This is a genomic window from Maritalea mobilis, assembly GCF_019800885.1.
Taxonomy (GTDB): Bacteria; Pseudomonadota; Alphaproteobacteria; order Rhodobacterales; family Rhodobacteraceae; genus Roseibacterium; species Roseibacterium beibuensis.
This window is the reverse complement of sequence record NZ_JAHVKE010000003.1, coordinates 132,931-155,682: the sequence shown is the minus strand read 5'-3', so window position 1 is coordinate 155,682 and position 22,752 is coordinate 132,931. Positions and strand designations below refer to the sequence as shown.

General features: G+C 64.9%; 17 protein-coding genes and 1 pseudogene. 1 reads left to right on the top strand and 17 read right to left on the bottom strand.

Annotation, left to right across the window (positions count from 1 at the left end; genetic code table 11):
- Nucleotides 1-4,726, bottom strand: a 4,726-nt coding sequence (locus tag KUV65_RS14435) for a beta strand repeat-containing protein (RefSeq protein ID WP_374107079.1), incomplete at its 3' end; no start/stop codon positions are given.
- Between the two features lie 209 nt (nucleotides 4,727-4,935).
- On the opposite strand from KUV65_RS14435, the pseudogene KUV65_RS14430 reads away from it, so the two are divergent.
- Nucleotides 4,936-5,145 (top strand): annotated as a pseudogene (locus tag KUV65_RS14430) (transposase); the annotation flags it as partial.
- 770 nt (nucleotides 5,146-5,915) lie between these two features.
- Here the strand turns inward: KUV65_RS14430 and KUV65_RS14425 are convergent.
- From KUV65_RS14425 to KUV65_RS14350, 16 genes are all read right to left on the bottom strand, one after another.
- Nucleotides 5,916-6,563 (bottom strand): hypothetical protein, encoded by a 648-nt coding sequence (locus KUV65_RS14425; RefSeq protein WP_222191431.1) that lies wholly within the window; start codon nucleotides 6,561-6,563, stop codon nucleotides 5,916-5,918.
- A gap of 292 nt (nucleotides 6,564-6,855) precedes the next feature.
- Complete coding sequence (locus KUV65_RS14420) at nucleotides 6,856-7,107, bottom strand: Hpt domain-containing protein (RefSeq protein WP_222191430.1); 252 nt, start codon at nucleotides 7,105-7,107, stop codon at nucleotides 6,856-6,858.
- A gap of 45 nt (nucleotides 7,108-7,152) precedes the next feature.
- Entirely contained in the window at nucleotides 7,153-8,328 is a 1,176-nt protein-coding gene (locus KUV65_RS14415; protein WP_222191429.1) for a M20 family metallopeptidase, read from the bottom strand.
- A 72-nt stretch (nucleotides 8,329-8,400) separates the two neighbouring features.
- Entirely contained in the window at nucleotides 8,401-9,762 is a 1,362-nt protein-coding gene (locus tag KUV65_RS14410) for an NADH-quinone oxidoreductase subunit N (RefSeq protein ID WP_222191428.1), read from the bottom strand.
- Entirely contained in the window at nucleotides 9,759-11,216 is a 1,458-nt protein-coding gene (locus KUV65_RS14405) for a complex I subunit 4 family protein (RefSeq protein ID WP_222191427.1), read from the bottom strand. The genes KUV65_RS14410 and KUV65_RS14405 overlap by 4 nt, the downstream gene beginning before the upstream one ends.
- Entirely contained in the window at nucleotides 11,207-13,159 is a 1,953-nt protein-coding gene (locus KUV65_RS14400; protein WP_222191426.1) for an NADH-quinone oxidoreductase subunit 5 family protein, read from the bottom strand. The genes KUV65_RS14405 and KUV65_RS14400 overlap by 10 nt, the downstream gene beginning before the upstream one ends.
- 3 nt (nucleotides 13,160-13,162) lie before the next feature.
- Nucleotides 13,163-13,462 carry an NADH-quinone oxidoreductase subunit NuoK gene (gene nuoK / locus KUV65_RS14395; protein ID WP_222191425.1) on the bottom strand — a complete coding sequence of 100 codons (300 nt, stop codon included), beginning with the start codon at nucleotides 13,460-13,462 and terminating at the stop codon, nucleotides 13,163-13,165.
- Nucleotides 13,459-13,977: an NADH-quinone oxidoreductase subunit J family protein gene (locus tag KUV65_RS14390; RefSeq protein ID WP_222191424.1), complete on the bottom strand. Its 519-nt coding sequence runs from the start codon at nucleotides 13,975-13,977 to the stop codon at nucleotides 13,459-13,461. The genes nuoK and KUV65_RS14390 overlap by 4 nt, the downstream gene beginning before the upstream one ends.
- Nucleotides 13,974-14,489 carry an NADH-quinone oxidoreductase subunit NuoI gene (gene nuoI / locus KUV65_RS14385; protein ID WP_222191423.1) on the bottom strand — a complete coding sequence of 172 codons (516 nt, stop codon included), beginning with the start codon at nucleotides 14,487-14,489 and terminating at the stop codon, nucleotides 13,974-13,976. The genes KUV65_RS14390 and nuoI overlap by 4 nt, the downstream gene beginning before the upstream one ends.
- Nucleotides 14,486-15,454: an NADH-quinone oxidoreductase subunit NuoH gene (gene nuoH / locus KUV65_RS14380; protein WP_222191422.1), complete on the bottom strand. Its 969-nt coding sequence runs from the start codon at nucleotides 15,452-15,454 to the stop codon at nucleotides 14,486-14,488. The genes nuoI and nuoH overlap by 4 nt, the downstream gene beginning before the upstream one ends.
- Nucleotides 15,451-18,057 carry an NADH-quinone oxidoreductase subunit NuoG gene (gene nuoG / locus KUV65_RS14375; protein ID WP_222191421.1) on the bottom strand — a complete coding sequence of 869 codons (2,607 nt, stop codon included), beginning with the start codon at nucleotides 18,055-18,057 and terminating at the stop codon, nucleotides 15,451-15,453. The genes nuoH and nuoG overlap by 4 nt, the downstream gene beginning before the upstream one ends.
- The gene (locus KUV65_RS14370) at nucleotides 18,054-19,364 is read right to left on the bottom strand and encodes a complex I 51 kDa subunit family protein (RefSeq protein ID WP_222191420.1); all 1,311 of its coding nucleotides are present in this window, start codon (nucleotides 19,362-19,364) and stop codon (nucleotides 18,054-18,056) included. The genes nuoG and KUV65_RS14370 overlap by 4 nt, the downstream gene beginning before the upstream one ends.
- Nucleotides 19,361-19,837, bottom strand: a complete 477-nt coding sequence (gene nuoE / locus KUV65_RS14365) for an NADH-quinone oxidoreductase subunit NuoE (RefSeq protein WP_222191419.1) — start codon at nucleotides 19,835-19,837, stop codon at nucleotides 19,361-19,363. Before nuoE ends, KUV65_RS14370 begins: the two co-directional genes overlap by 4 nt.
- Entirely contained in the window at nucleotides 19,834-21,609 is a 1,776-nt protein-coding gene (gene nuoC / locus KUV65_RS14360) for an NADH-quinone oxidoreductase subunit C/D (RefSeq protein WP_261331812.1), read from the bottom strand. The genes nuoE and nuoC overlap by 4 nt, the downstream gene beginning before the upstream one ends.
- Nucleotides 21,606-22,208: an NADH-quinone oxidoreductase subunit B gene (locus KUV65_RS14355; protein WP_222191418.1), complete on the bottom strand. Its 603-nt coding sequence runs from the start codon at nucleotides 22,206-22,208 to the stop codon at nucleotides 21,606-21,608. The genes nuoC and KUV65_RS14355 overlap by 4 nt, the downstream gene beginning before the upstream one ends.
- Nucleotides 22,205-22,618, bottom strand: a complete 414-nt coding sequence (locus KUV65_RS14350) for an NADH-quinone oxidoreductase subunit A (protein ID WP_308124689.1) — start codon at nucleotides 22,616-22,618, stop codon at nucleotides 22,205-22,207. The genes KUV65_RS14355 and KUV65_RS14350 overlap by 4 nt, the downstream gene beginning before the upstream one ends.
- Between the last annotated feature and the right edge of the window lie 134 nt (nucleotides 22,619-22,752).

The window sequence follows — 22,752 nt, the reverse complement described above, 5'->3', positions numbered from 1 at the left end:
TGTCAGACCCCCAGCCGCCGATCAGCACATCGTCGCCCGCCCCGCCACGCAGCAGGTTGCCATTGCCACCCGTCGCATTCAACGTGTCAGAGCCGGTGCCACCCTCCAGCGTGTCGGTCACGGCTGTGCCCATCAAGACATCTGCATTGTCGGAGCCGATCACAGCTTCGAACCCGCTGACCGTGTCATTGCCCGCCGCCCCGCTGACCGAACCATTCGCAAGGTCGACAGTCACCCCGCCAACCGCGTCAGAATAATCCAGCACGTCGCCATCGCCTGACCCGCCATCAAGACTGTCATTGCCAAGACCACCGTGGATGGTGTCGTCGCCTTCCCCGCCGTAAATCGTGTCGTCGCCAAGCTCGCCAAAGAGCATGTCCGCGCCGTCGCCCCCGTCAAGGCGATCGTTTCCAGCCCCGGCATAGAAAGTCTCAGGCCTGTTGAAGGAAGCGCCGGTCAGTGTGTCGTCACCGCTGCCGCTTCGCACGACACGTACACCGGAGACAAAGGCGGTGGCGGCATCCCGCGACCATGTCAGCGTTCCATTTAGTGCCCCGGTCATGTCGAGATTAACGTCCTCAGTCAGGCCGGACATGTCGAGTTCGCCACGCACGCCGCCCAGTCGGAAGGACGCGCCGTCGATCACGCCGTAGTCGCTGATATTTAGCGTATCGTTGCCGTAGATGGCGTTGATCGTCACCGCCAGCGTATTCGCGCCGAGCACGATACTGTCGTTGCCATACCCGGAAGCGATCCATTCGAACCCGCTGAAGGTCGCCACATCGCCATCGACGGTATCCGTGACCGTACCGCCGAAGACGTCGATCAGAGATCCATCAGTCTCGCCCCAGAACGACAGGGTGTCTATGCCATCCCCCCCGTGGAAGGAATCGCCATCGGTCATTTCGCGGACCCCGATGTCGATCGAGTCATTACCTAGACCGCCAAAGATCGTCTCCGCGTTGGCAGCGCTGCCCCTTAGGACGTCATTGCCAGATCCGGAATGAACGATTTCAAAGCCGTGAACGCCATTTAGGCTGACATTGGTCAGGACGACCGAAACCCCTGACGAAAATGCCGTCAGGTCCAGAGTATCGATCCCGCCACCTCCATCGTAACGGCTGTTGAAGGTTGGGATAAACGTGCCAGACAGAACGAAGGTATCATTGCCCTCGCCGCCGCGCAGGGTCTGACCGACGGCGGCAGTGACGCTGAAGGTGTCATCCCCCGCGCCGCCGCGCACCTCTTCGAAACCCGAGGAGGTTGCCGCCACATTTCCCTGCGAAATGGCACCCGTGTCATGGTCGTAGGCGATGCCGGTCGTTTGCTGCGAGAAGTCAAGGATGTCGTCACCGAGATTGCCGCGGAACTCTTCGCCGCCGTCCAGTGTATCGAGACCCAGCCTGACGTAGTCCTCGCCGTCTCCCGCATCGATCGTTTCCGACAGCCCTGCGGTGCCTGTGATCTGGTCGTTGCCCGCCCCGGTCAGGACGACATCAATCCCGGTGATGCCTGACGTGCCGGGGGTGCCGCTGCCCAGATTGATCACTTGCCGCGTCGAGACGTCGCTCATGTCCAGCGTGTCGATACCCAGCCCGGCGTGAATCTGCCCGTTGAGCAGCGCAAATTGGTCACTGGCCGCGCCGAACTTGAAGAGGTCGTCGCCGTCACCCGAAGTGGCGCTACCAAGCCGGCCACCATTGAGGGCGTCGCCGAAGAAGAAGGTGTTCGATCCTTCGCCACCATTCAGGAATGTAGGTGTGTTGCCAGCGATGAACGTGTCGTTTCCGTCGCCGGTGGTGGCGGCGATGAAATCGGCAATGCTGGCCACGGGCGCGAGGGTCGTGTCGCCAGTCAGGGTGCCCCCGACAAGGTCGACCTCGAGATTGTCGGTAATGCTGCTGGCGTCCAGCGTGGCATTGCCGAAACTGGCCGCATAGCTGTGCCCGTCGAAGATTGCGCTGTCGGTGCCGGTCAGGCGGAAGAGGTTGGTGCCGCCGCCTGCGTCGATCGTGGCCGTCCCCCCCGCCACGATCTCGATCGTGTCGTTGCCGTTGCCGAATGTCATCACCTCGAACCCGGTGGCCGAGGCATCGCCCGCCCCCTGGTTCAGGGTATTGCCACCGGTAAAGGCTGTGTTGAAACTCGACCCGCTCATGTCCAGAACGTCGATCTCGGCCGGGTTGGCGACGAACTCGGCCACGAAGCTCATGCCGCCGAGAATCTGGACAGGGCCGGTCACGAAATGGTCGCTGCCGGCCGAACCCTCCATCTGGAGGACGTCGCCGCCAAGGATGAGTGTATCATCACCGGCTCCACCGCGGATCACTTCCATCCCGGAAAAAAGCGCGAAGCTCGACATCGCGCTGGAAAGGCTGACGCGGCCCAGCAGGCCATCCAGCACCAGGTCATCAGTCAGGTTGAACAAGTCGAAGGTATCGTAGCCCGCGCCGCCGATATAGGCGTCGCGCAGGGTCCGCCCATCGACGATTGCGGCGCCTTGCAGCAGGTTGTCGCGGTCGGCGATGACGAGGAAATCATTCCCGGTGCCACCGTCGAGCGTTTGCCGCAGAGAGGCGTCGCCATAGAAAAAATCATTGTTGCTGCCGCCGAGGATGACCTCGAAGCCCGAGACATCGGCAATGCGCACGGTCCAGTTTGGCGGACCTTCCTGCATCGTAATCTGGGAATTGTTGAAGCCGAAGGTCAGCGACGTGGCCGAGGCATCCAGCGTGTCGATCCCGTCGCCGCCGGAGATCAGTTCACCCCCGTCGATCGAGTCGCCCAGCCGCACAAGGTCATTGCCATCACCGCCGGTGATGCTGTCGACGATGCCCGACGCCTCCATCAACGTGTCATTGCCCAATCCGCCATCGAGGCTGACGGCGTTGGACAGCCAGTCGTCGCCGTCATTTCCTACCAGCGTTTCGCTGCCCGTGCCGGTGATGCTGTCTTCCCCGGCACTGCCGCTGATCCAGTCGAAATTGGCAATGGTCGCGGTTTGACCGTTCTGCGCGACGGTGCCCCCGGCAAGGTCGATGGTAAGCGGACCGAACATCTGGAGCGTGTCGATACCCGACGCGCCGCCATCATAATGGGCGCCGTCCACCAATTGGGTTTGCATCAGGAAAAGGTCGTTGCCGTCGCCGCCATTCAGGGTGGCGGGAAAGACAGGGTCGGAATAATTCTCCAACGTATCATTGCCGCTGCCCGACAAGATCACGTCCATGGCATAAAACGTCATGGTGGCGCCGGTCGCTGTTGTGACCGAACTTTCGGAAATCAGTAGCGCGTCGCTTAAGGCAGATAGGTCGAGGGTATCTGTCCCACCCGACGGGTCATCAGTGGGCACGAATTGCCGCCCATGATAGGTATCGCCGTTGAATTGAGTTGTCGTCGCTATGCGAAACAGGTCATCGCCGTCGCCGCCGAAAATCCTTTCAGCTGTCGCCTTGGCTACCTCGAACGTATCGTTTCCGGACCCGCCCACGACATTCTCGATGCCGAATACGGCGGCGTCGCCAGTCGAGGTGGTAAGCGTATCGCCGTTGTAATAGAAATCGGCGCTTTGCAGCGAAAAATCCAGCCAGTCGTCGCCCAGCCCGCCATCCAACACTTCGCCCGCGACCAAGGCGGTCGATCCAAGCGACAGCCGGTCATTCCCTTCACCGCCGAACAGTCCTTCGGACACGGCGCCGCCGATCAATGTGTCGTCGCCGCCGCCGGCTCGGATAATCTCTACCGAGGTGATCGTACCGCTGCCAATGCCGCCAATGGCGCTTGAGACAACGCCGGTTTCGAGGTTGTACGAATGGGCGACGGTCGAGTTGGCGTAGACCAGTTCATCCAGCCCGCTGCCACCGTCGATGACGTCTGCGAAATACCAATTGTCCTTGGGGCCAAACCCGTCATTGTCGGGCACGCCGAAGAAATCTCGTCCTTCCCCGCCATAGATCGTTTCGCGAGTGAACCCCTCGAGCGCGAAGACGTCGTCGCCCGACCCAGCGATCACCACCTCGAATCCTGAAAAATACGAGTTAGAGCCACCAGCGGTCACATTGATCGCGCCACGATACGGACTAAACGTGATGAAATGCGCGGTTGTCTGGAAACTGAAATCAAAGGTGTCGATCCCCGAGCCGCCATCATAGCTCTCTCCGCCAACAAGCCCGGAATAGGACATCACTACGATGTCGTCTCCGCCCCCCCCGGAAAGGTAGTTCTGGGCAATGTTGCCGATTATCGTATCGTTGCCGGCGCCGCCGATAACATCTTCGATGCTGACTATCGTTGCGCCGGAGCCGCCCGTTGTGAACACACCGCTGTAGAGGTCGACGTAGAAACCGACATTCACGGGCGCCCCGATCAGGTTGATGACATCGTCGCCTGTTCCACCATCGAAATAGTCGCCCGAGACGGGTGCGAAATCCGCAAAATAGAACGTGTCGACATTGTCGCCGCCGTAAATCGTTTGCGCGCCAGCGCCGTTGTCGAAGTAGTCCCGCCCGCTGCCCCCGTAGATTACTTCAAACCCGCTGATTGTGCCGTCGACGGTACCGTACCAATCGTTTAGCTCCCCATCGGCAAGATCGATAATCAAGTCGATGGTTTCGCCACTGAAATCCAACGTGTCGATGCCGCCAAGGCCCTCGAAAACGTCACCAAGGCCAAGCGCCACTGTCGGCGCGATCAGGTCGTCGCCCGCCGTCCCTGTGTATGTTGTCATGGTTTCGTGTCCCCCTGTTCGCGCGCCAGAGGATAGTGAACTCAAACTATTGAGAAAAACGAATTCCTTCGTTGCTGCAAAAGTGGTGCGTGCACGCAACATGGTCTATCCCGGCAACTTATGACCCTACGTTCGCGATTAGCCTGATCTGCTTCGATGAAATGTCCTCGGTTTGAGGTTGGCCTGTTCTCACAACGAGGCGGCAGCCGATGAAGAAAAGCCGTTTCCGCGAAGCGCAGATCATTGGCACTCTGAAAGAACATCAGGCGGGCATGAGCGCGCCAGACCTGTGTCGCAAGCACGGGATCAGCGATGCAACCTTCTGAAACTGGCGCCGCAAGGCTGGCGGTATGGATGTTGGGGATGCGAAGCGATTGAAGGCGCTGGAGGCCGAGAGCGGTCAAAAAAGTCACTGCCTCGGTAGTCAGAGAGGCACGCGATTGTCGCGGCCTGCCTTCATCCGAGATCCGAGAACGGTCCATACCCCTTTCTCATCATTGCTTGATTGGATTTTGCTCCATGTCATGCCCCACACCTCGCCAGAGCGTGCAGCGGTCAAGGTCAGCAATTGCAGCGCCTTCGCAGCCACTCCCTCCCGTTCGACAAGCGCCGCCCACCAGCCAGCTACGTCTCCCAGCGCAAGGCCAGAATGGTGCTGACGCTTTGCTACCTTACTGGGGCGGGCAACCGTTCCTTGAGGTTGCCGCACCACGCCGCCATGGTGTCACATTCCCGATGCCCAGTAACCTGCGATCTGACTTCCCTCCAGGTCACGGGCTGCCACATTTCCATGGAAAATTTGTAGTTGCATAGTTCTGCAAGAGCAGATGTGATTTATGGAACATCCCGTGCGCATCCTGAATACGGCAGGGCGCACTTAATCCACCCTGCGACCCTACCGGCCCATGTGCTGCACAGTTGCTCTCACCCGTGCGGTGTTTTGCACCCTTGAAATCAGAGAGGCCGCTGGCGTCCCGGATTTCAGCACCGAACACCGTATCTGCAAAACCCGTCTCCTTCTGCTCTACTTTGTAAACTCATCGCAGCAACTTTGGCGGAGAACATATTACTCGCGCTCTGACGCGCGCGCCTCGGCTCGGGGCAATGACACTCCGCATCTTTAAGACGAAGGCGTATCGCTATGCGATGATCGTAATGGCACCCCCAGACCGCACCGACCAACCGGGTTTCACTGCAGCTCCTGAATGAACTCGTCCAGTATCGCCAGCTTTTCCTCGTCCGGCATCTCGGCATCGAGTGTCAGAACGGGGCGACCGTAGGCTTCAAGCTCTTTGGCCTGCCGTTGCCGGAACGCGAGGCTATCCTCGATCTGCTTGATCAGCTTTTTGTCATTCGAGCCATCCGTAGTGTCCCCCATTGCCCACCGGGTTTCACCGCGCTGCTTGGATTGGTCGAGGATGCGTTGCGGATCGCCGGTCAGGTTGACGAAGGCACGAGGCGCCATGAAGCTTTTGAAGTCCGCCGGGTAATGTTTTGCAATCTTCTGAAATTCCACGCCAAAATGTTGGAAAACACCCTCTTCGAGGACGGCAGGGGTCGGCAAGGCATTCATCGCGGCCACGTCGATGGTGAGAACCCGGCCGAAATATCGCACGCGGGTCACACGTTTCAGCATGTCGTTGGACTCTCGTAGCACCCGTTGCAGCTTGCCCTGCAAGAAGTACTCGTGGATCAGCGTGGACTGATATGGCTTCGAAAGGTCTATGGCATTGCGGTGGGTCCAGGTTTCCGGGCGGTGTGCCAGGAAGGTGTCGATGAAGGTCGTCTTGCCGACACCGCTCGGACCGATGAATTCGAGTAGTAAGTTTGCAGTCAATACGTCCCCTCGCCTTGGACTTGTAACCTGAGGCCCCATGCCTTGCCTGGTGTGTTGGCGCTACAATACATCGCCTTCTGGAAACTTCTACAGGATCGGCTCTGATCCGCCCGGCTGCGTGGTCAGCGTTGGCTGTCCGTGCATGGTCGGTTTTGGAGTCCATCTGGACGAGGGTGTCCCGGGCCCGAGAACGTGCCCCAGTGCGAGCCCTATGAAGCAAAACGCCTTGCACAGGCTTCGCGCGTTTCTGTTCAGGTTTACCCGGGCGCGGCCAATAGGGGACCATATCGGGTTACTCCGATTTTGCCCGATGGTCGATCCGTGCGAGCGCCTCATGCAAGGCGAGGGCACCGAAGGTCGCGGCGATGCCGGCCAGCTTGTGCGCCGTCTCGGCCAGTTCCGACAGATTCAGGAGCGTCTTGTCGGCCTCAGTCAGGGCGTGGACGGCCTCATCTCCCTCTGCAAGGAACCGCGACAGGAGGCGCTCCGCCACGGGCTGGCCAAGGTCGGCGGCAAGCGCATCTACCCGGCTTTCGTCGAGCAAAGGGCCCGAGGGCGTGTCTGCTTCGGCCTCGACCGGCGCGCGCCGTCAGGACTGGCCCATGAGGTCGAGAATGGCCGCGAGGTAGATTTGCGTGGCCTTCTCCATCTGCTCCACCGCGACCCACTCGTCGCAGCTATGCGCTTGTTCCAGATGGCCGGGGCCGCAGATGACGGCCGGGCAGCCGAGGTTCGGCGCATCGGTCGCACCGGGAAAGGCCTCCACCCGGGCAGGGCTTCCCGTCACCGTCGCCGTCGCACGGACAAGGGCCTGCACCAAGGGGGAGTCCTCGGGCGTATCGAGCGCGTCGGCCAACAAGGTGGGCGCGGAGACGGTCGCCCGCAGGTCGGGCACACGGGCCGACAGCGCGTAAAGGCGGGCCTCGTACTCGGCCAGGATCGCCTCGGGGCGTTCGCCGGGCAGGAACCGCCGATCGACCTCCAACGCGCAGGTCGCGGGAATGGCCGAGGCGATGGTTCCGCCGCGGATCACGTTCATGGAAAACCGCCCATGGCCGCAAAGCGGATGGGCCGGGTCATCGGTCCGAAGCGCGGCATTGAGGCCCGCGAAGGCCACGATCACCTGCGCCATATGTTCGACCGCGTTCACCCCCAGTTCAGGGCGCGAGGAATGGGTGGCCACGCCCTCGGTCCGGATGACGGTGCACAACTGCCCCTTGTGGGCGGGACAGATGGCAAGGCCAGTGGGTTCACCGACGATGGCGAAATCGGCAGCAGGACCATGCCTGCCCCAATCGCGGGAGCCGATCATCTGGTCTTCTTCGTCGCACAGCCCCGCGATCAGAAGGTCCCCCGGCAGGTGCCTTTCGCCCTCCTGCAACAGGCGGACGAGTTCGAGGTAGCACGCGATGGCCGCTTTCATGTCGCAGGCCCCACGCCCGGTGACGCGACCGTCGGCGATCCGCGGCGCGTGGGCGTCGGGGTATCCCTCCGTCCCGACCGTGTCGAGATGCGCGGCCAGCAGGATCGTGGGCCCTTGCCCCGTGCCGCGCAGACGACCCCAGACATTCGGGCGGCCGGGGGCCACGTCGCGGCGTCCTGTCTCCAGCCAAAGCGCATCGAGTTGCGCCAAGAGGTCTTGTGCCATCTCCTCTTCACGGTGCCCCGGCCCGGGGGACGCCGCGAACGGATTGACCGACGGGATCGCCACCATCCGGGCGAGATCGGTGGTCAGGCGCTCGGCGCGCGGGGCTCCATGGGTCATCGCATCGGCCTTTTGGTCGGGTCGCACCCCGGCACCCTGCGCCCGATCGCGTGCCCTGCCAAGACCTGCGTTCTAGGGCAGTGACGCGGCGACCAGGCTAGTCAGCGGTTCGGGATACAGGCCAAGCGTGATGAGCAGCGCGATCGATGCCGCCATGGCCACCGCATCGGCCCGGTTCAGGGTTGCGCGCGGCGCAGGCTGCCTTGGCGCGGTGAAAATGCGCACAGCGAACCGCAGGTAGTAGGCAAAGCCAAGAGCCGAGCCGATGGCCGCGATGACAAGCGGCCCCCAGGCGGCTTCACCCGCGAGGGTCGAGAATAGGTAGATCTTGGCGACAAACCCCACCGCCGGCGGCAAGCCTGCCATGGACAAAAGCGCCACGCCCAAGGCCACCCCGGCCAGCGGCCGCGACCAGGCGAGGCCGCGCAGATCCTCCAGCCGCGTTCCGGTGCCCATCAACCCGGCAACGGCGAAGGCCGCGACGATGGCGGGCGCGTAGCTGGCGACATAGACCAGCACGGTCTCGCCCATCAACTCGCCCCCCACCGACAGGACCAGCGCGATGTACCCGGAATGCGCGATGGAGGAATATCCCAACATCCGCAGCAGGTTGTCCTGCCGCAGCGCCGCCAGATTGCCAAGGATCACGGCGGCACCGCCCGCCAGCAGAAGGCCAAGCGTCCAGATTTCCGGCGCGGGCAGGCTCAGGCCGATCCGCAAGGCTGCAATGGCGACGGCGACCTTGGAGATCGACCCCGCGATGGCCCCCACCGGGGCCGGAGCGCCCGCGAAAAGGTCGGGCGACCACATGTGAAAGGGCACGAGCGCGAATTTCACCGACAGCCCCACCAGCACGAAGGCAAGTCCGATTGCCGCGACCGGGCCGTCAACCGACCACGCATCGAGCCGCAGGCTGCCCGACGCGCCAAAGCCGAAGACGAGCCCCATCAGCAGCGCCCCGGCCCCCACCCCCGCGATCAGGAAGAGCTTGTATCCGGCCTCGACCGCCGCTTCGGTCCGCGGCATCAGGGCCAGTGCCACCATGGGCAAGGTCGTCAGTTCCAACCCCAGAAACAGCGTCGCGCCGTGATTGGCCGAGGCCAGCGCAACCCCGCCCGCAGCCGCGATCGCGACCAGTGCAGGCCCCTCGCGCCCGGTGCAGATGGTCCGGGTAAAGCTGAGGATGCCGAGGCCGGCGGCGGCCGCCAGGGCGGACCCGAGCCGCGCCATGCCGTCATCGGCCAGCAACATGCTGACCGGGGCCTCGGGTGCGCCGAGGCGGGCAAGCAGGATGATGACGGCCAGCGCCATCGGCAGGGCCGCGGCGATGCGTACCCGTGGCGTCGGCTGGATCGGGGCCAACACCATGGCGAGGATCGCGGCAAGCCCCAGCAGGACGAGCGGTGCGACCGACCAGATGGAGCCGTCCGTCATGGCGCACCCACCCCCAGCGGCAGAAGCGCCGCGTCAATGGCCGGGCGCAGCCAGCCGATCAGGACCTGCGGGAAAAGGCCGAAGACGATAGTGCCGGCCCCCAGCGCGATGATCGGCCAAAGCTCGTAGGGCTTGAGGTCTTCGAAGACGGCGGTCTCGGATTTCGGCTTGCCGAAGACGATGGCCCCGATCAGGCGCGTGGCATAGACGACCGACACGACCAGCGAGACCAGCGCGATCGCGGCGAAGGCCCAGTTGACCTGGAACATGCCGGTGATCACAAGCGCCTCGCCAAGGAAGTTCGCGGTGCCGGGCATGGCCAGCGCGGCGGCGAAGAACACCGCGAAGGAGGTCGCGAAGGCCGGTGCGGTTTTCTGCAAGCCGCCCAATTCCCGCAGGTCGCGGGTGCCGGTGCGGTGCTGCAAGGCCCCGATCAGCAGGAATAGCGCCGAAGACGAGAACGCGTGCGCGATCATCTCGACCCCTGCGCCGGCCAGCGCGAAATGCACCCCGCCACACACACCCATCAAGACGATGCTCATATGCGCGATGGAGGTGTAGGCGATCAGTCGTTTTGCATCGACCTGCCCACAGGCAAGGATCGCGCCGTAAACCACGCCGAAAGCGCCCAGTGCCATGCCGTAGGGTGCAACGGCCATCAGCCCCTCGGGGAACAGGAGCGGCGGGAAGCGGAACAGGCCGTAGGCGCCGGTCTTGAGCAGAAGACCCGCCAGCAGGATCGAACCCGCCGTGGGGGCCTGCGTATGGGCATCGGGCAACCAGGCATGGAAGGGCGGCACCGGCAGCTTGACCATGAAGGCCAGCGCGAAGCCCAGAAGCAGGATCACCTGCACCGGCGTGGAATACCCGGCCTCGGACAGCACAAAGGCATCGAAAGTGATCTCGGGCGCGGTGGCCCCCATCCAGAAGACGGCCGCCAACAGGCCAAGGCCAGCCACTGCGTTGAAGACCAGGAATTTCATCGCCGCATGTTCACGGTTGCCATGCCCCCACAGGCCGATGAGCAGGAAGGCCGGGATGATCATCAACTCCCAGAAGAAGGCGAAGACCAGCAGGTCGAAGGCAAGGAACACCCCGTTCGCCGCAGCCACCGTCCAGCAGATAACGGCGTGATACATGGCCGATCGGTGCGTCACCTCCCACGAGATGAAGACGCAGACGATGCCGAGGATGGACGAGATCGCCAGCATTGCCGCCGATAGCCCGTCCATCGCCAGAAGAACCTGAATGCCGAAGGACGGCGCCCAGTCGGCCTGCACAAGCTGCAACCAGCGCCCGCTGTCACCATTCAGCGCGCTGAAGATCAGCACCAGAAGCGTCAGCGCCATCACCGCGATCGTGCCGTAGCGTTCGTAATCGCGTCCGAAACGAGGCGCGAAGAGCACGGCCAGCCCCCCGAAGAAGGGCAGAAGAATTTGTAAGCTCAACCCCATGTCATTCCCCATCCCAGAATTACGAGAACACCCAGCCCCAACGCGAAGCCCAGCGCATAATCACGCAGCCGACCGCTCTGCAGCCGCCGCGTCCAAAGTCCGGCACGCTGCGCTTCGCGCGCGCCGCGCATGATGACCGTGTCGAAACGATCAGGCATGAAAGGTGCGGTCACGACCCGCGCCAGCCACAGGCCGAAGACCACGGTGGCGGTCCCCACCGGGTCGCCCATGCCGCCCTCCTGCGCCTCGGGGCCTTCGCCGATATGCTTGCCGAGGCGCCCGTCGCGGCCCGACAGCAAGCGCACGATCCGGCGATAGGGCCGCACGAGGAAAGCGTAGTAGATCGCATCCATTTGCATCCCTGCCCGCAGGCGGCGCGCGCGCTTGATGCGGGCGTTCCAGGACGGGATGAAGGTGACGGCGACCGACCCGATCAGGCCAGTGATGGCGGCCAGCGCGCCCATGACCTCGATGCCCAGGCCGGCATGGGGGGCATGGCCGCCCATCTCATGGATGATCGGCTCGACCAGATAGCCGCCCAGCACCGACATGATGGCAAGGAAGATCAGCGGCGCGACAGCCAGCCAGCTTTCATGCCCCTTGGGCGCGTCATGAAGCGGTTTGCGCAAGGCGCAGAGCACGGGGCGGTAGGCATAGACCCCGGTCAACGCGGCCCCGCCCAGCGCGACCAGCCACAGGAACTGCCCGAACGGGCCGGCCTCGACCGCGGCGCCAAGGATGGCCTCCTTGGACCACCAGCCGGCGGACAGGATCGGGAAACCCGCCAGGGCCGCTGCGCCCACCGTGTAGGTCGCGAAGGAAATCGGGGCGACATAGGCCGTGCCGCGCAGTTTCTCGATGGCGGTCGATCCGCCCCCGGCATGGGACAGGACGCCCGCCGCCATGAAGAGCAGCGACTTGAAGAAGGCATGGATGACGAAATGCGCCATGGCGACGCCCGGTGCGCCCATCCCCACGGCCAGCAGCATGTAGCCGATCTGGCTGATCGAGGAATAGGCCAGCAGGCGCTTCACATCGGTCTGCGCGATCGCACAAAGCGCCCCGAACAGCGCGGTGGCGACACCGGCGATGGCGGTTGCGGCCGCCACACCCGGCGTTGCCTCGATCAGCGGTGCGAAGCGGGCAAGCAGGACAGCGCCCGCCGCAACCATCGTGGCCGAGTGTAGCAGGGCCGAAACCGGCGTCGGCCCGGCCATCGCCGTGGGCAGCCATGTCTGGAACGGCAACTGCGCCGATTTGCCCAGCGCCCCCACCAGCAGCAGCACCGCGATGATGGCCGCGCGGCTTTCCTCGGCTGCAAGGCCCGCCGGGATCAACTCGTCCATGCGCACCGAGGTCGCTTCGAGGAACAGCAGCAGCAGACCCGCCAAGAGCGCCGCGTCGGCGATGCGGGTCATGACGAAGGCCTTCTGCCCGGCGGCGAAGGCGCGCGGCGAGGTCATGTTGTAGGAAATCAGGAAGAAGGAGCAGAGGCCCATCAACTCCCACCCGAGGAAGAAGACGATACTGTCGGCGGCCAGCACCATCGACAACATGCCCGCCTGGAACAGGTTCATCAGGGCGAAGAAGCGGCGCAGATCGGCCACGCGCGCGCCCGACATGTAGTCGGCGGCGTAGATCATCACGCAACTGGCCACGACCGTGACGGTGCTGGCGCCTATGGCGCTCAGCGGGTCAAGCTGCATGGCAAGCGCCACCTCGTACTGGCCGAAGTTCAGCGTGAAGGCCGGGGCGATCATGTCGCCGACAGCGCCCGTGAAATAGGCAATGGCCAGCGGCAGGAACAGGACCAGCGGCGCGATCCCGGCGGCCAGCGACAGAGCCAGCACCGGGCGACGATCCAGCCGGTAGGGATCGAGCGCCAGAAGAAGGAACCCGCCCAGCGGCGGCAGCGGCACGAGGAGGAGGAGATAGGCCAGCATCGCTTATCCCCTCAGCCGTGTCGCGGCATCGCTGTCGCCACCGGTGGCGCGCCGCATGTGAAGATAGATGGCAAGGCCCAGCGCCACCTCGGCGGCCGCCAGACCAAGGACGAGGATGAACATCGCGCTCCCCTCGATCGAGCCGTGATGCGCCCCCGCCGCGATGAAGCCCAAGGCGGGACCGGCCAGCATAACCTCGAGCGAGATCAGCTGCATCAGGAGCGTGCGGCGCGCGGCCACCCCGAACAGGCCCGCCAGGAACAGGCCCGCAGAGAGAACCAGAAGGATATTGAGCGCGGTCATTCCGGGTTCCTTTCCCGCAGGCGCGGGCCCAGCTTGCGGCCCAGGTGGCGCACGCCCAGCATCCCTGCGATCAGAAGAAGGGTGATCAGCTCGGTCGCGGCGCTCCAATCGCCGAACATCAGAAGGCCAAGGTCGCTTGCCAGCGCGGGCGCGGGATCCCCCTCGCCCATGGCGCCGCCGCCGATGCCGAAGATGACCGGAACGACCGAGAGGCCGACGATCAGCGCGGGCCAGCGCCAGGCATGGCGCAGCAATTCGCGTTCCGCCGCCATCGCCTCGTCGCCCGCGTCGATGGTCATGACCACGAAAACGAACACGGCCACCACGGCGCCGGCGTAGATCAGGAGTTGGATCGCGCCGGCGAAATTGGCCGCCATGGCGAAAAAGCCGACGCCCAAAGAGATGAGGGCCGCCAGCAGCAACAGCAGCGCATGCACCGCCGAGGGGCGGGTGACCGCGAGGATGGCGGCGCCGAAGGCCACGGTCGCGGCCCAGATGGCAAGTCCCCAGCTCATGGTGTGAGATCCTTCAGGTTGACGGGCGCGGCCTCGTTCTCGGCCTCGCCCTTGTCCTTGCCGTCGATGGCCTTGCCCGCGACCGACCAATAGCGATACCCCTCCTGCTTGCCCTGACCCGCGATCAGCAGGTCCGCCTTGTCATGGATCAGGCCCGCGCGGGTGTAGTCGGCGGTCTCGAAATCCGGGGTCAGCTGAATGGCCTGTGTCGGGCAGGCCTCTTCGCAATAGCCGCAGAAGATGCAGCGCGCGAAATTGATGCGGAAGGTTTCGGGATACCAGCGGCCATCCTCGGTTTCGCCCTTCTGCACGTCGATGCAATCGACCGGGCAGGCCACGGCGCAAAGGTTGCAGGCCACGCAACGTTCCTGCCCGTCGGGATCGCGGGTCAGGACGATCCGCGCGCGGTAGCGGGCGGGCAGATCGGGTTTTTCTTCGGGGTATTGCTGCGTGTATTTCTTGGTGAAAAGCTTCAGGCCCACGCGCCCGATGGAGTCGAGAATCCCCTTCATGCGGCACCTCCCCCGGCCCCGGCAAGGACCACGATGGCGCCGGTCAGAAGCAGGTTCAGCAGGGCCAGCGGCAGCGCCCATTTCCACGCAAAGGCCACCAGCTGGTCGTAGCGCGGACGCGGCAGGATCGCGCGGATCCAGATGAAGGCAAGCGCCAACGCACCCACCTTGAGGCCGAACCAGACCGGCCCCGGCAGGATCGGTCCGAGCCATCCGCCGAAGAACAGCGTCACGGCCAAGGCCGAGACAAGGATGATGGCCAGGTATTCACCCAGGAAGAACAGTGCGAAACTCATCCCCGAATACTCGGTCATGAAGCCCGCGACGAGATCCTGCTCGGATTCCTGCAAGTCGAAGGGCAGACGGTGCGCCGCGGCAATGCCCGCAAGCATGAAAAGTGCGAAGCCGAGCGGTTGCGTGACGATGAACCACAGGCCGCTTTGCGCCTCGACGATCTGGCCGAGGTTCAACGAGCCGGAGATCATCACGACCCCCATCAGCGACAGGCCGAAGAAGGCCTCGTAGGACAGCATCTGCGCCGCCGCCCGCAGCCCGCCCAAAAGCGCGTAGCGGTTGTGCGACGCCCAGGCGCCCAGCACCATCGCGTAGACCGTCAGCGCCAGCATCGCGAGGGCGAAGATCACCCCCATATCGAGCGCGGAAAGTGTCAGGCCGGGGCCAAAACCCACCACGGCAAACCCCGCCAGCACCGGGATCGCGGCAAGCGCGGGGGCCAGGCGGAAGGTCACGGCATCGCCGCCGGGCGGCACCTCGTCTTCCTTCGTCAAAAGTTTCACCGTGTCGGCGATCCATTGCAGGAAGCCGAAGGGACCGACCCGGTTCGGGCCAAGGCGTTCCTGCAAGAAGCCAAGGCCGCGCCGTTCGACCCAGGTGAACACGCCTGCGGCGACTAGCAGCGCCATGATCAGCGCAAGCGACATCAGGATGGTCAGACCAGCGTTCATCCCTGCCTCCCGATCTTGACGATACGCGACAGGCTGCGCGGGGCGACACGACCGGCCGACAGGCCGACATGGTGTTCGGGCATCGCATCGGAGATCACGATTTCGGCCTCGGCATGCAGGCCATCGACCGTGGCCAGATCACCTGCCTTCAGGTGCAGACGCTTCGCGTCGGCCGGGTGCAGCATGACCTGTGCAGGCGGGCAGCGCTTGGCCAGGTAGTCGGCACGGCGGCCAATCTCGTCACCCGCGAAAGGATCATGCAGCGGCACGGGCCGCATCCCACGCTCCATCGCAGGCAGCGCCGGTGCGGCATCAGGGCCCTGGAACCCGGCAAGGACGGAAATCCCCGGGTCGCCCTCCTGCAAGTGGCCGCCATTGGCGTCGGTCAGGTAGGGCGCGGCAGAGGCGGAATGCAGGCCCGGCACATCATATCCGGTCCGGAGCGCCGGGGGCGCCCCCGCCCCATGCGTGCCCTCCATCGAGAAGGCGAGCGCACTGTCGGGATCGGCGCGCTCGGCGTCGCGTACGATCCCGCCGGCCTGGTCGTGGGCCGTGCGCCCCGAGAACCGCCAATTCGCGCGCGCGATCTTGCCCAGCGGCGTGCGGAAGGTGACGCTAGGTGCTGCATCGCGGGCCGGGGCAAGATGCGGCAGGGCCTGTCCAAGTTCCGCCAGAACATCATCGACGGTCGCCCAACCCGACAGCGTGTCGGACAGGCTGGCAAGGGTCCGCCACGCGGCGGCGGGCGCGCCTGGATAGGCGGCAAAGCGGCGTTGTGCGCGGCCCTCGTGATTGACCACGGTGCCGGCTGCCTCGGCCCAGTCGGCGCAAGGGATGGTGATGCTGGCGCGGGCGGTCGTGCGCGTGGCGTAACTGTCCAGAACGACGACCTCTTTCGCGGCCTCGAACAGACGGTCGACCAGCAGGCTATCGGCACGTTCGAAGAGATCGGCTTCGGCGATCAGCGCGGTTTCGGCCTTACCTGCCTCAAGCGCTTCGAAAGCGCGCTCCAGTCCCTGCGCCTGCATGAGGGCAAGCCCCATGGAATTGACCTCGGGCGGGAAGAGGTACAGGCGGGTCTTTTCGCCCAGCGCCTCGGCGATCGCGGCAACGGCATCGACGACCTCGGGCCGGGCGAGGCCAAATCCCGAAAGAACCGCGGGTCGTTCGGCGGCTTGCAAGGCCGAGGCGATGGCCGTGGCCTCGGCATCCGCGCGCTCCCCCCGGATCGCAGCAGCAACGGCTTGACCGAACGCCGCGATATCTTCGGGCGCGCGGCGCATGGACCATGCCGCGACATCATCCAATGCATCGGGCAACATGGTGACAAGGGCGATGGGACTTTTCCGCCCCTCACCAGCGACTTGGGCTGCGTTGTTCAACCATTTCGGCACGCCCTTCTCGGCGGCCAGGGCGTCGGACGCGTTGCGCGCGGTCTGGCGCAGCGACAGGGCCGCGCGCGGCGCGGTTCCGGTCAGGTCCTCGCCCAGAACAAGCGCGGCATCGCAGCGTTCCAGCTCGGCCAGCGACGGGGCGCCATGCCGCGCCAGAAGGCCTGCCATACGGGCGACGGTCTGTGCCTCCAGATCGGGGAGACCGGCAAAGAACCGGTCCGGCCCGACCAGTTGCCGCAGGGCGAAATTCGTCTCCAGCGTTGCGCGGGGCGAGCCGATGGCCACCGCGCCACGCTCCAACGCGGTACGGGCCGCGGTGATCGCCTCTTGCGCCGACACATCGAGGCCCCGGACACGCGGCCCGCTCAGCCGCGCCCCGTCGGGCAGGTGCAGCGCGCCGAACCGGCCCTTGTCGCAGAGGAAATGGCCGTTGACCTCGCCGTTGTAGCGGTTCTGCAAGCGGCGCAGACGCCCGCCGCGTTCCGCAGCGAAGATGTTGCAGCCGACCGAACATTGCGAACAGATCGACGGCGTCGCGGTCATGTCCCATTTGCGGGCGTAATCCTTGGACCACCCCTTGTCGTTGAACACCCCGGTCGGGCAGACCTCGGCGAGGTTGCCGGCGAAGGGGCTTTCCAGCGGGCCGTCCTCGTAGCGGCCGAAATAGACGCGGTCATGCGCCCCCATCACGTCGAGGTCCCGCCCGCCCGCGTAATGGCGGTAGAATCGCACGCAGCGATAGCAGGCGATGCAGCGGTTCATCTCATGCGTCAGAAGCGGCCCGAGATCCTGGTTGCGATGGGTGCGCTTTGGTCCGTCATAGCGGCGCGTCCTGTGGCCCGTGGCGACGGTCATGTCCTGCAGGTGACAGGCCCCGCCCTCTTCACAGACGGCACAATCATGCGGGTGGCTGCGCATCAGCCACTCGATGACATGGGCGCGCATTTCCTCGGCTTCCGCGTCCGCCACCTCGATGCGCTGACCGTCAGCCACCGGCGTCATGCAGGCCATCTCGATCTTGCCCTCGGCATCCTCGGGGCCGCTATGGACGCGCACGGCGCAGAGGCGGCACGCGCCGACAGACCCCAGCGCGTCATGCCAGCAGAAATGCGGGATCTCGACGCCCTGATGGGTGCAGGCCGACAGGATGTCCTGGCCTTCTTCGACCTCGCGGGTTTCGCCATTCACGATGATGCGGATGCGGCTCATGCGGCGGCCCTCCCGTAGTCGCGGGCGATCGGGCAGCAGCCCTCGCGCACATGGGCTTCGAACAGGTCGCCGAAGCGCGCCAACCCGGTGCCCAGCGGGCTCATCGCGCCGCCCATCAGATCGCAGAAGGTGCGTCCGCGCGGCCCCGCAATTTCCACCGTGTCGCGCAACACTTCCAGGTCTTCCATCCGACCTTCGCCCCGTTCCAGCCGCGCCATGATTTCCGCCACCCAAGGCAGCCCGTCGCGACACGGCGTGCACCAGCCACAGCTTTCGCGCGCATAGAAGGCCATGTGACGCGCGATCACGCCCACCGGACAGGCGCTTTCGTCCAGCACGATCATCGTGCCCGTGCCAAACATGGAGCCGGCCTTGGCGACATGGGCGAAATCGAGCGGGATATCGGCCTCGGCCGGTTCCAGAAATCCGCTCGCCCCGCCACCGGGCTGGAAACAGCGCAGCACGCCGGTGCCGGACACACCGCCGGCGCGCTCGATCAACTCGGCGGCGGTGGTGCCCATCGGCGCTTCGATGATCTGGGGTTTGTTCACACGGCCCGAGACGCCGAACACCTTGGTGCCGCCCTCTTCGGTTTTCGACAGCGCGCGGAACCACTGCGCGCCGTTGCCTACGATATGCGAGACGCAAGAGACGGTTTCGACGTTGTTCACCGTCGTCGGACGCCCCCACAGCCCCGATTGGGCGGGGAAAGGCGGGCGCTTGCGCGGCACGGCGCGCTTGCCCTCCAGCGCCTCGATCAGAGCGGTTTCCTCGCCCACGATGTAGCGCCCCGCCGAGGGGTGGACCCACATCTTCACGTCAAAGCCCGAGCCGAGCACGTTCTTGCCAAGGTATCCGGCCTTTTCGGCCTCGGCGATGGCGCGGGTCATGTTGGCGATGGCGTCGCGATAGGCATCGCGGATCAGCACGATGATCTCGGACGCATGAGTGGCATAAGCCGCCAGGATCGCACCCTCGATCAACTGGTGCGGCACGGCCTCCAAAAGGATGCGGTCCTTGAAGGCGCCCGGTTCCATCTCGTCGCCGTTGACGATGAAATAGGACGGGCCGTCGCCCGGCGCCTCGCCCGGTTTGGGCATGAAGCGCCACTTGGTCGCCGCCGGAAAGCCCGCGCCGCCGCGCCCGTTCAGGTTGGCCGCCGCGACGGTGTCCAGCACCTCTTCGGGGGTCATCGTCTTGAGGCCGCGCTCGACGGCATCGTAGCCGCCCAGCTTGCGCCATTCCTTCAGCGTATGGGGGCGGCGGTCGGGCCGTGCACGTCCCGTAAGGGGTTGCTCTGCGCTCATTTCGCGTCCTCCCCCAGGATCTCGTCGATGGTCTCGGGCGTCAGCGGGCCGACCAGTTTGCGGTTGCGCCCGATCACGCCTGCCGGCGCGTGATCGCAGCCCCCGACGCAGCAGATATTGATCAGCGTGTATTTCCCGTCCGGCGTGGTCTGGCCGAACCCGATGCCAAGGCGCTTCATCACCGCGTCGCGCACATCCTCGGCCCCGTTGAGGTAACAGGAGGCCCCGTCACACAGCAGGATCACCTTTTCGCCCACCGGCTGGCGGAAGATCAGGCTGTAGAAGGTCGCCACATCCTCGATCTCGGCGGTGGTGACGCCAAGCAAGGTGGCCGCTTCTTCGAGGTGCTCGTCGCTGACCCAGCCATGTTCCTGCTGGATCATTCGCAAGGATTCCAGCATCGCGGCGCGCGGGCCGCCATGGTGGTCCATCTCCTCGGTGATGGCGGAGCGGAGATGTTTCGAGAGGCTCATTTATCCACATCCGACATGACGTGATCGATCGAGGCGAGGTAGATGACGAAATCGGCCACGGTCATGCCGGGCGCGACCTCGGGGATGGCTTGCAGGTTGGCGAAGCTTGGCGTGCGGATCCGCGTGCGGTAGCTGCCCCCCTCCCCGTCCGAGACGATGGAATACTGGGTGAAGCCGCGGGCGGATTCGATCTGCCCGGTTGCCTCGCCGACAGGCACGCGGGTGCCGTAGGCGGTGCCCGTGAAATGGTGGATCAGCGTCTCGATGTCGTGCAGCGTCTGGGCGCGCGGCGGCGGGAAAGCCAGCGGGTGATCGGCCTTGACCGGCCCCTCGGGCATCCAGTCGAGGCATTGGCGGATGATCTTGAGGCTTTCGCGCATCTCCTGCGCGCGGACCCAGGTGCGCGCGTAGCAATCGCCCTCGGTGCGGGTCGGCACGTCGAACTCGTAATTCTCGTAGCCCGAATAGGGGCGCAGCTTGCGCATGTCCCAGGGCAGGCCAGCTGCGCGAATGTGCGGCCCGGTGACGGACCATTTCAGGCAGGTCTCGACATCATAGGCGGCGACGCCCTGCGTGCGGATCCGGAACAGCTCGGAATTCATCGCCTGCCGCTCGTAATCGTCCAGCCGCGCGGGCATCCAGTCGAGGAATTCGCGCACCAGATCGTCCCAGCCGGTGGGCAGATCCATCGCCACGCCGCCGATGCGGAAAAACGCGGGGTGCATGCGCGCGCCGGTGATTGTCTGGATGACCTTGTAGGCCTTCTCGCGGTCCACGAACATGTAGAAGACCGGCGACATCGCACCCGTATCCTGCGCCAGCGTCCCGTAGAACAGCAGGTGCGAGGTGATCCGGAAGAACTCGGACAGCATCACGCGGATGCATTGTGCCCGCGCCGGAACCTCGATCCCGCAGAGCTTCTCGACCGCCAGCAGGTAGGGCATCTCCGAGATGACGCCGCCGAGGTAGTCGATCCGGTCGGTATAAGGGATGAAGCCGTGCCATGTCTGGCGCTCGGCCATCTTTTCCGCGCCGCGGTGGTGATAGCCGATATCGGGGTAAGCCCAGACGATCTCTTCACCATCGAGGCCGAGCACGATGCGGAACACCCCGTGGGTCGAGGGGTGGTGCGGCCCGAAGTTCAGCACCATCAACTCGACGCCGTCGCGTTCGGTCGGAAGGCCAAGCTCGGCCGGGTCAATCGCGTTCGCGACCTCGGTCGCGGCAAAGCTTTCCGGCGTCATGCGATAAGGCGCAACCTCGGTCGCGCGGGCATGGTGCGTCTTGCGCAGCGGATGCCCCTTCCAATCGGGCGGCATCAGGATGCGACGATGGCTGGCCCGCCCGTCGAAGCGGACGCCGAACATGTCGAACGCCTCGCGCTCGTACCAATCGGCACCGGGGTAGACCTCCGTCAGCGTGGGCGCGCGCGGCGCCTCTGCATCGCAGGCGCATTTCAGGCGGATATCGGCGTTGCGCTCGGGCGAGATCAGGTGGCTGACCAGCGTGACCCCCGACGCGGGCTGCCCGGCGCGATGTCGCCGCGTGGTTTCGTCGATGCCGTAAAGTTCGGCCATCAGGGTGAAGGGCTGCGGCACCGCGCGACGCAGGTGCTCATGCACCGCAACCCATTGCGCCGGGTCGATCCACAGGACCGGGAAGGTATCGACGGTCTGCTGCTCGGCCTGGATCGCGTCGCCGAACCGCGCGCGCAGGTCGGCCACGGGATCGTCCACCCCCTCGGCGGGTTTCGTCATGATTTCCGTCGTCATGGCGCCTCCGGATCGTCGAGGCGGGTGATCGACACGCGGTCATGGTGGCGCAGATCCTTGCGCGGCGCCGGGTTGAAGGCCGCAGGCGCCTCGCCCAGCGTGATGCCCAAAGGACGGCGCGATTGGCCGGCCTTCTGCTGTAGCAGGATCATCGCATCCAGCAACTGCTCGGGGCGCGGCGGGCAACCGGGGATGTAGACATCGACGGGCAGGAAGGAATCCACCCCCTGCACGACCGAGTAAATGTCGTACATGCCGCCCGAATTGGCGCAGGCCCCCATCGAGATGACCCAGCGCGGTTCGCGCATCTGTTCGTAGAGCCGCTTCAGCGGCACCGCCATCTTGGTAAAAACGGTGCCCGACACGATCAGCAGATCGGCCTGACGCGGGGTCGCGCGGATCACCTCGGCCCCGAAACGGGACTGGTCATAGACCGGCGTCAGCGCCGTGGCCATTTCCACGTAGCAGCAGGACAAGCCAAAATTGAACGGCCAGAAGCTGTTCTTGCGGGACCACGCGACCAGATCATCGAGCCGCGCGAAAAGCTGGCCCTGCGCCATCGCGACGCCCGGCGGCAGGGAGCGGGGTTGCTCGGTCATCGCGCGCCCCCCCTCTTGGCGGAGCCCGCAGGGCGTGCCCCTACGTCAAGCGCCCCATCGAGCCAGAGATAGGCCAGCGCGACCAGCAGCACGACGATGAAAACGGCAGCGGCCAACAGCCCGCCCACCCCGGCTTCGGCAGCGGTCAAGGCCCAGGTGTAGAGGACGGCCGCCTCGAAATCGAAGATCACGAAGAACGCGGCGATCTGGAAATAGGCGGTCGGCACCGGCGCCTTGGCGGCAGCATCGGCCGGGGCGCCGGATTCGTAGATGCCCCAATTGTCCTTGGGCACACCCGGCGTTCGAAGGACCTTGGCCAGACCCAGAACCGCGGCCACCGTCGCGATTGCGGCCACAGCGTGGATGGCAAGCGATGCCCTCGGATCGAGACCGAAGAAAGCCTCTGTCACCTTGTGCTCCTTTACCATGAACAAACGGGGCCGCGACTGTCGTTCCGCCCCTAGCGCGTGTCAACTCTAATTGACAGCCATGCAACACCCGGACCTTGAGCCAGATCAAATTTCACGGCCCAGTTTTCCGCTTT

Excerpts from the sequence above, each read along its gene's own strand:
- KUV65_RS14415 (WP_222191429.1), bottom strand. The coding sequence starts at position 8,328 with ATGACCCATGGAGCCCCGCGCGCCGAGCGCCTGACCACCGATCTCGCC.
- KUV65_RS14410 (WP_222191428.1), bottom strand. The coding sequence starts at position 9,762 with ATGACGGACGGCTCCATCTGGTCGGTCGCACCGCTCGTCCTGCTGGGG.
- KUV65_RS14405 (WP_222191427.1), bottom strand. The coding sequence starts at position 11,216 with ATGGGGTTGAGCTTACAAATTCTTCTGCCCTTCTTCGGGGGGCTGGCC.
- KUV65_RS14400 (WP_222191426.1), bottom strand. The coding sequence starts at position 13,159 with ATGCTGGCCTATCTCCTCCTCCTCGTGCCGCTGCCGCCGCTGGGCGGG.
- nuoK (WP_222191425.1), bottom strand. The coding sequence starts at position 13,462 with ATGACCGCGCTCAATATCCTTCTGGTTCTCTCTGCGGGCCTGTTCCTG.
- KUV65_RS14390 (WP_222191424.1), bottom strand. The coding sequence starts at position 13,977 with ATGAGCTGGGGACTTGCCATCTGGGCCGCGACCGTGGCCTTCGGCGCC.
- nuoI (WP_222191423.1), bottom strand. The coding sequence starts at position 14,489 with ATGAAGGGGATTCTCGACTCCATCGGGCGCGTGGGCCTGAAGCTTTTC.
- nuoH (WP_222191422.1), bottom strand. The coding sequence starts at position 15,454 with ATGAACGCTGGTCTGACCATCCTGATGTCGCTTGCGCTGATCATGGCG.
- nuoG (WP_222191421.1), bottom strand. The coding sequence starts at position 18,057 with ATGAGCCGCATCCGCATCATCGTGAATGGCGAAACCCGCGAGGTCGAA.
- KUV65_RS14370 (WP_222191420.1), bottom strand. The coding sequence starts at position 19,364 with ATGAGCGCAGAGCAACCCCTTACGGGACGTGCACGGCCCGACCGCCGC.
- nuoE (WP_222191419.1), bottom strand. The coding sequence starts at position 19,837 with ATGAGCCTCTCGAAACATCTCCGCTCCGCCATCACCGAGGAGATGGAC.
- nuoC (WP_261331812.1), bottom strand. The coding sequence starts at position 21,609 with ATGACGACGGAAATCATGACGAAACCCGCCGAGGGGGTGGACGATCCC.
- KUV65_RS14355 (WP_222191418.1), bottom strand. The coding sequence starts at position 22,208 with ATGACCGAGCAACCCCGCTCCCTGCCGCCGGGCGTCGCGATGGCGCAG.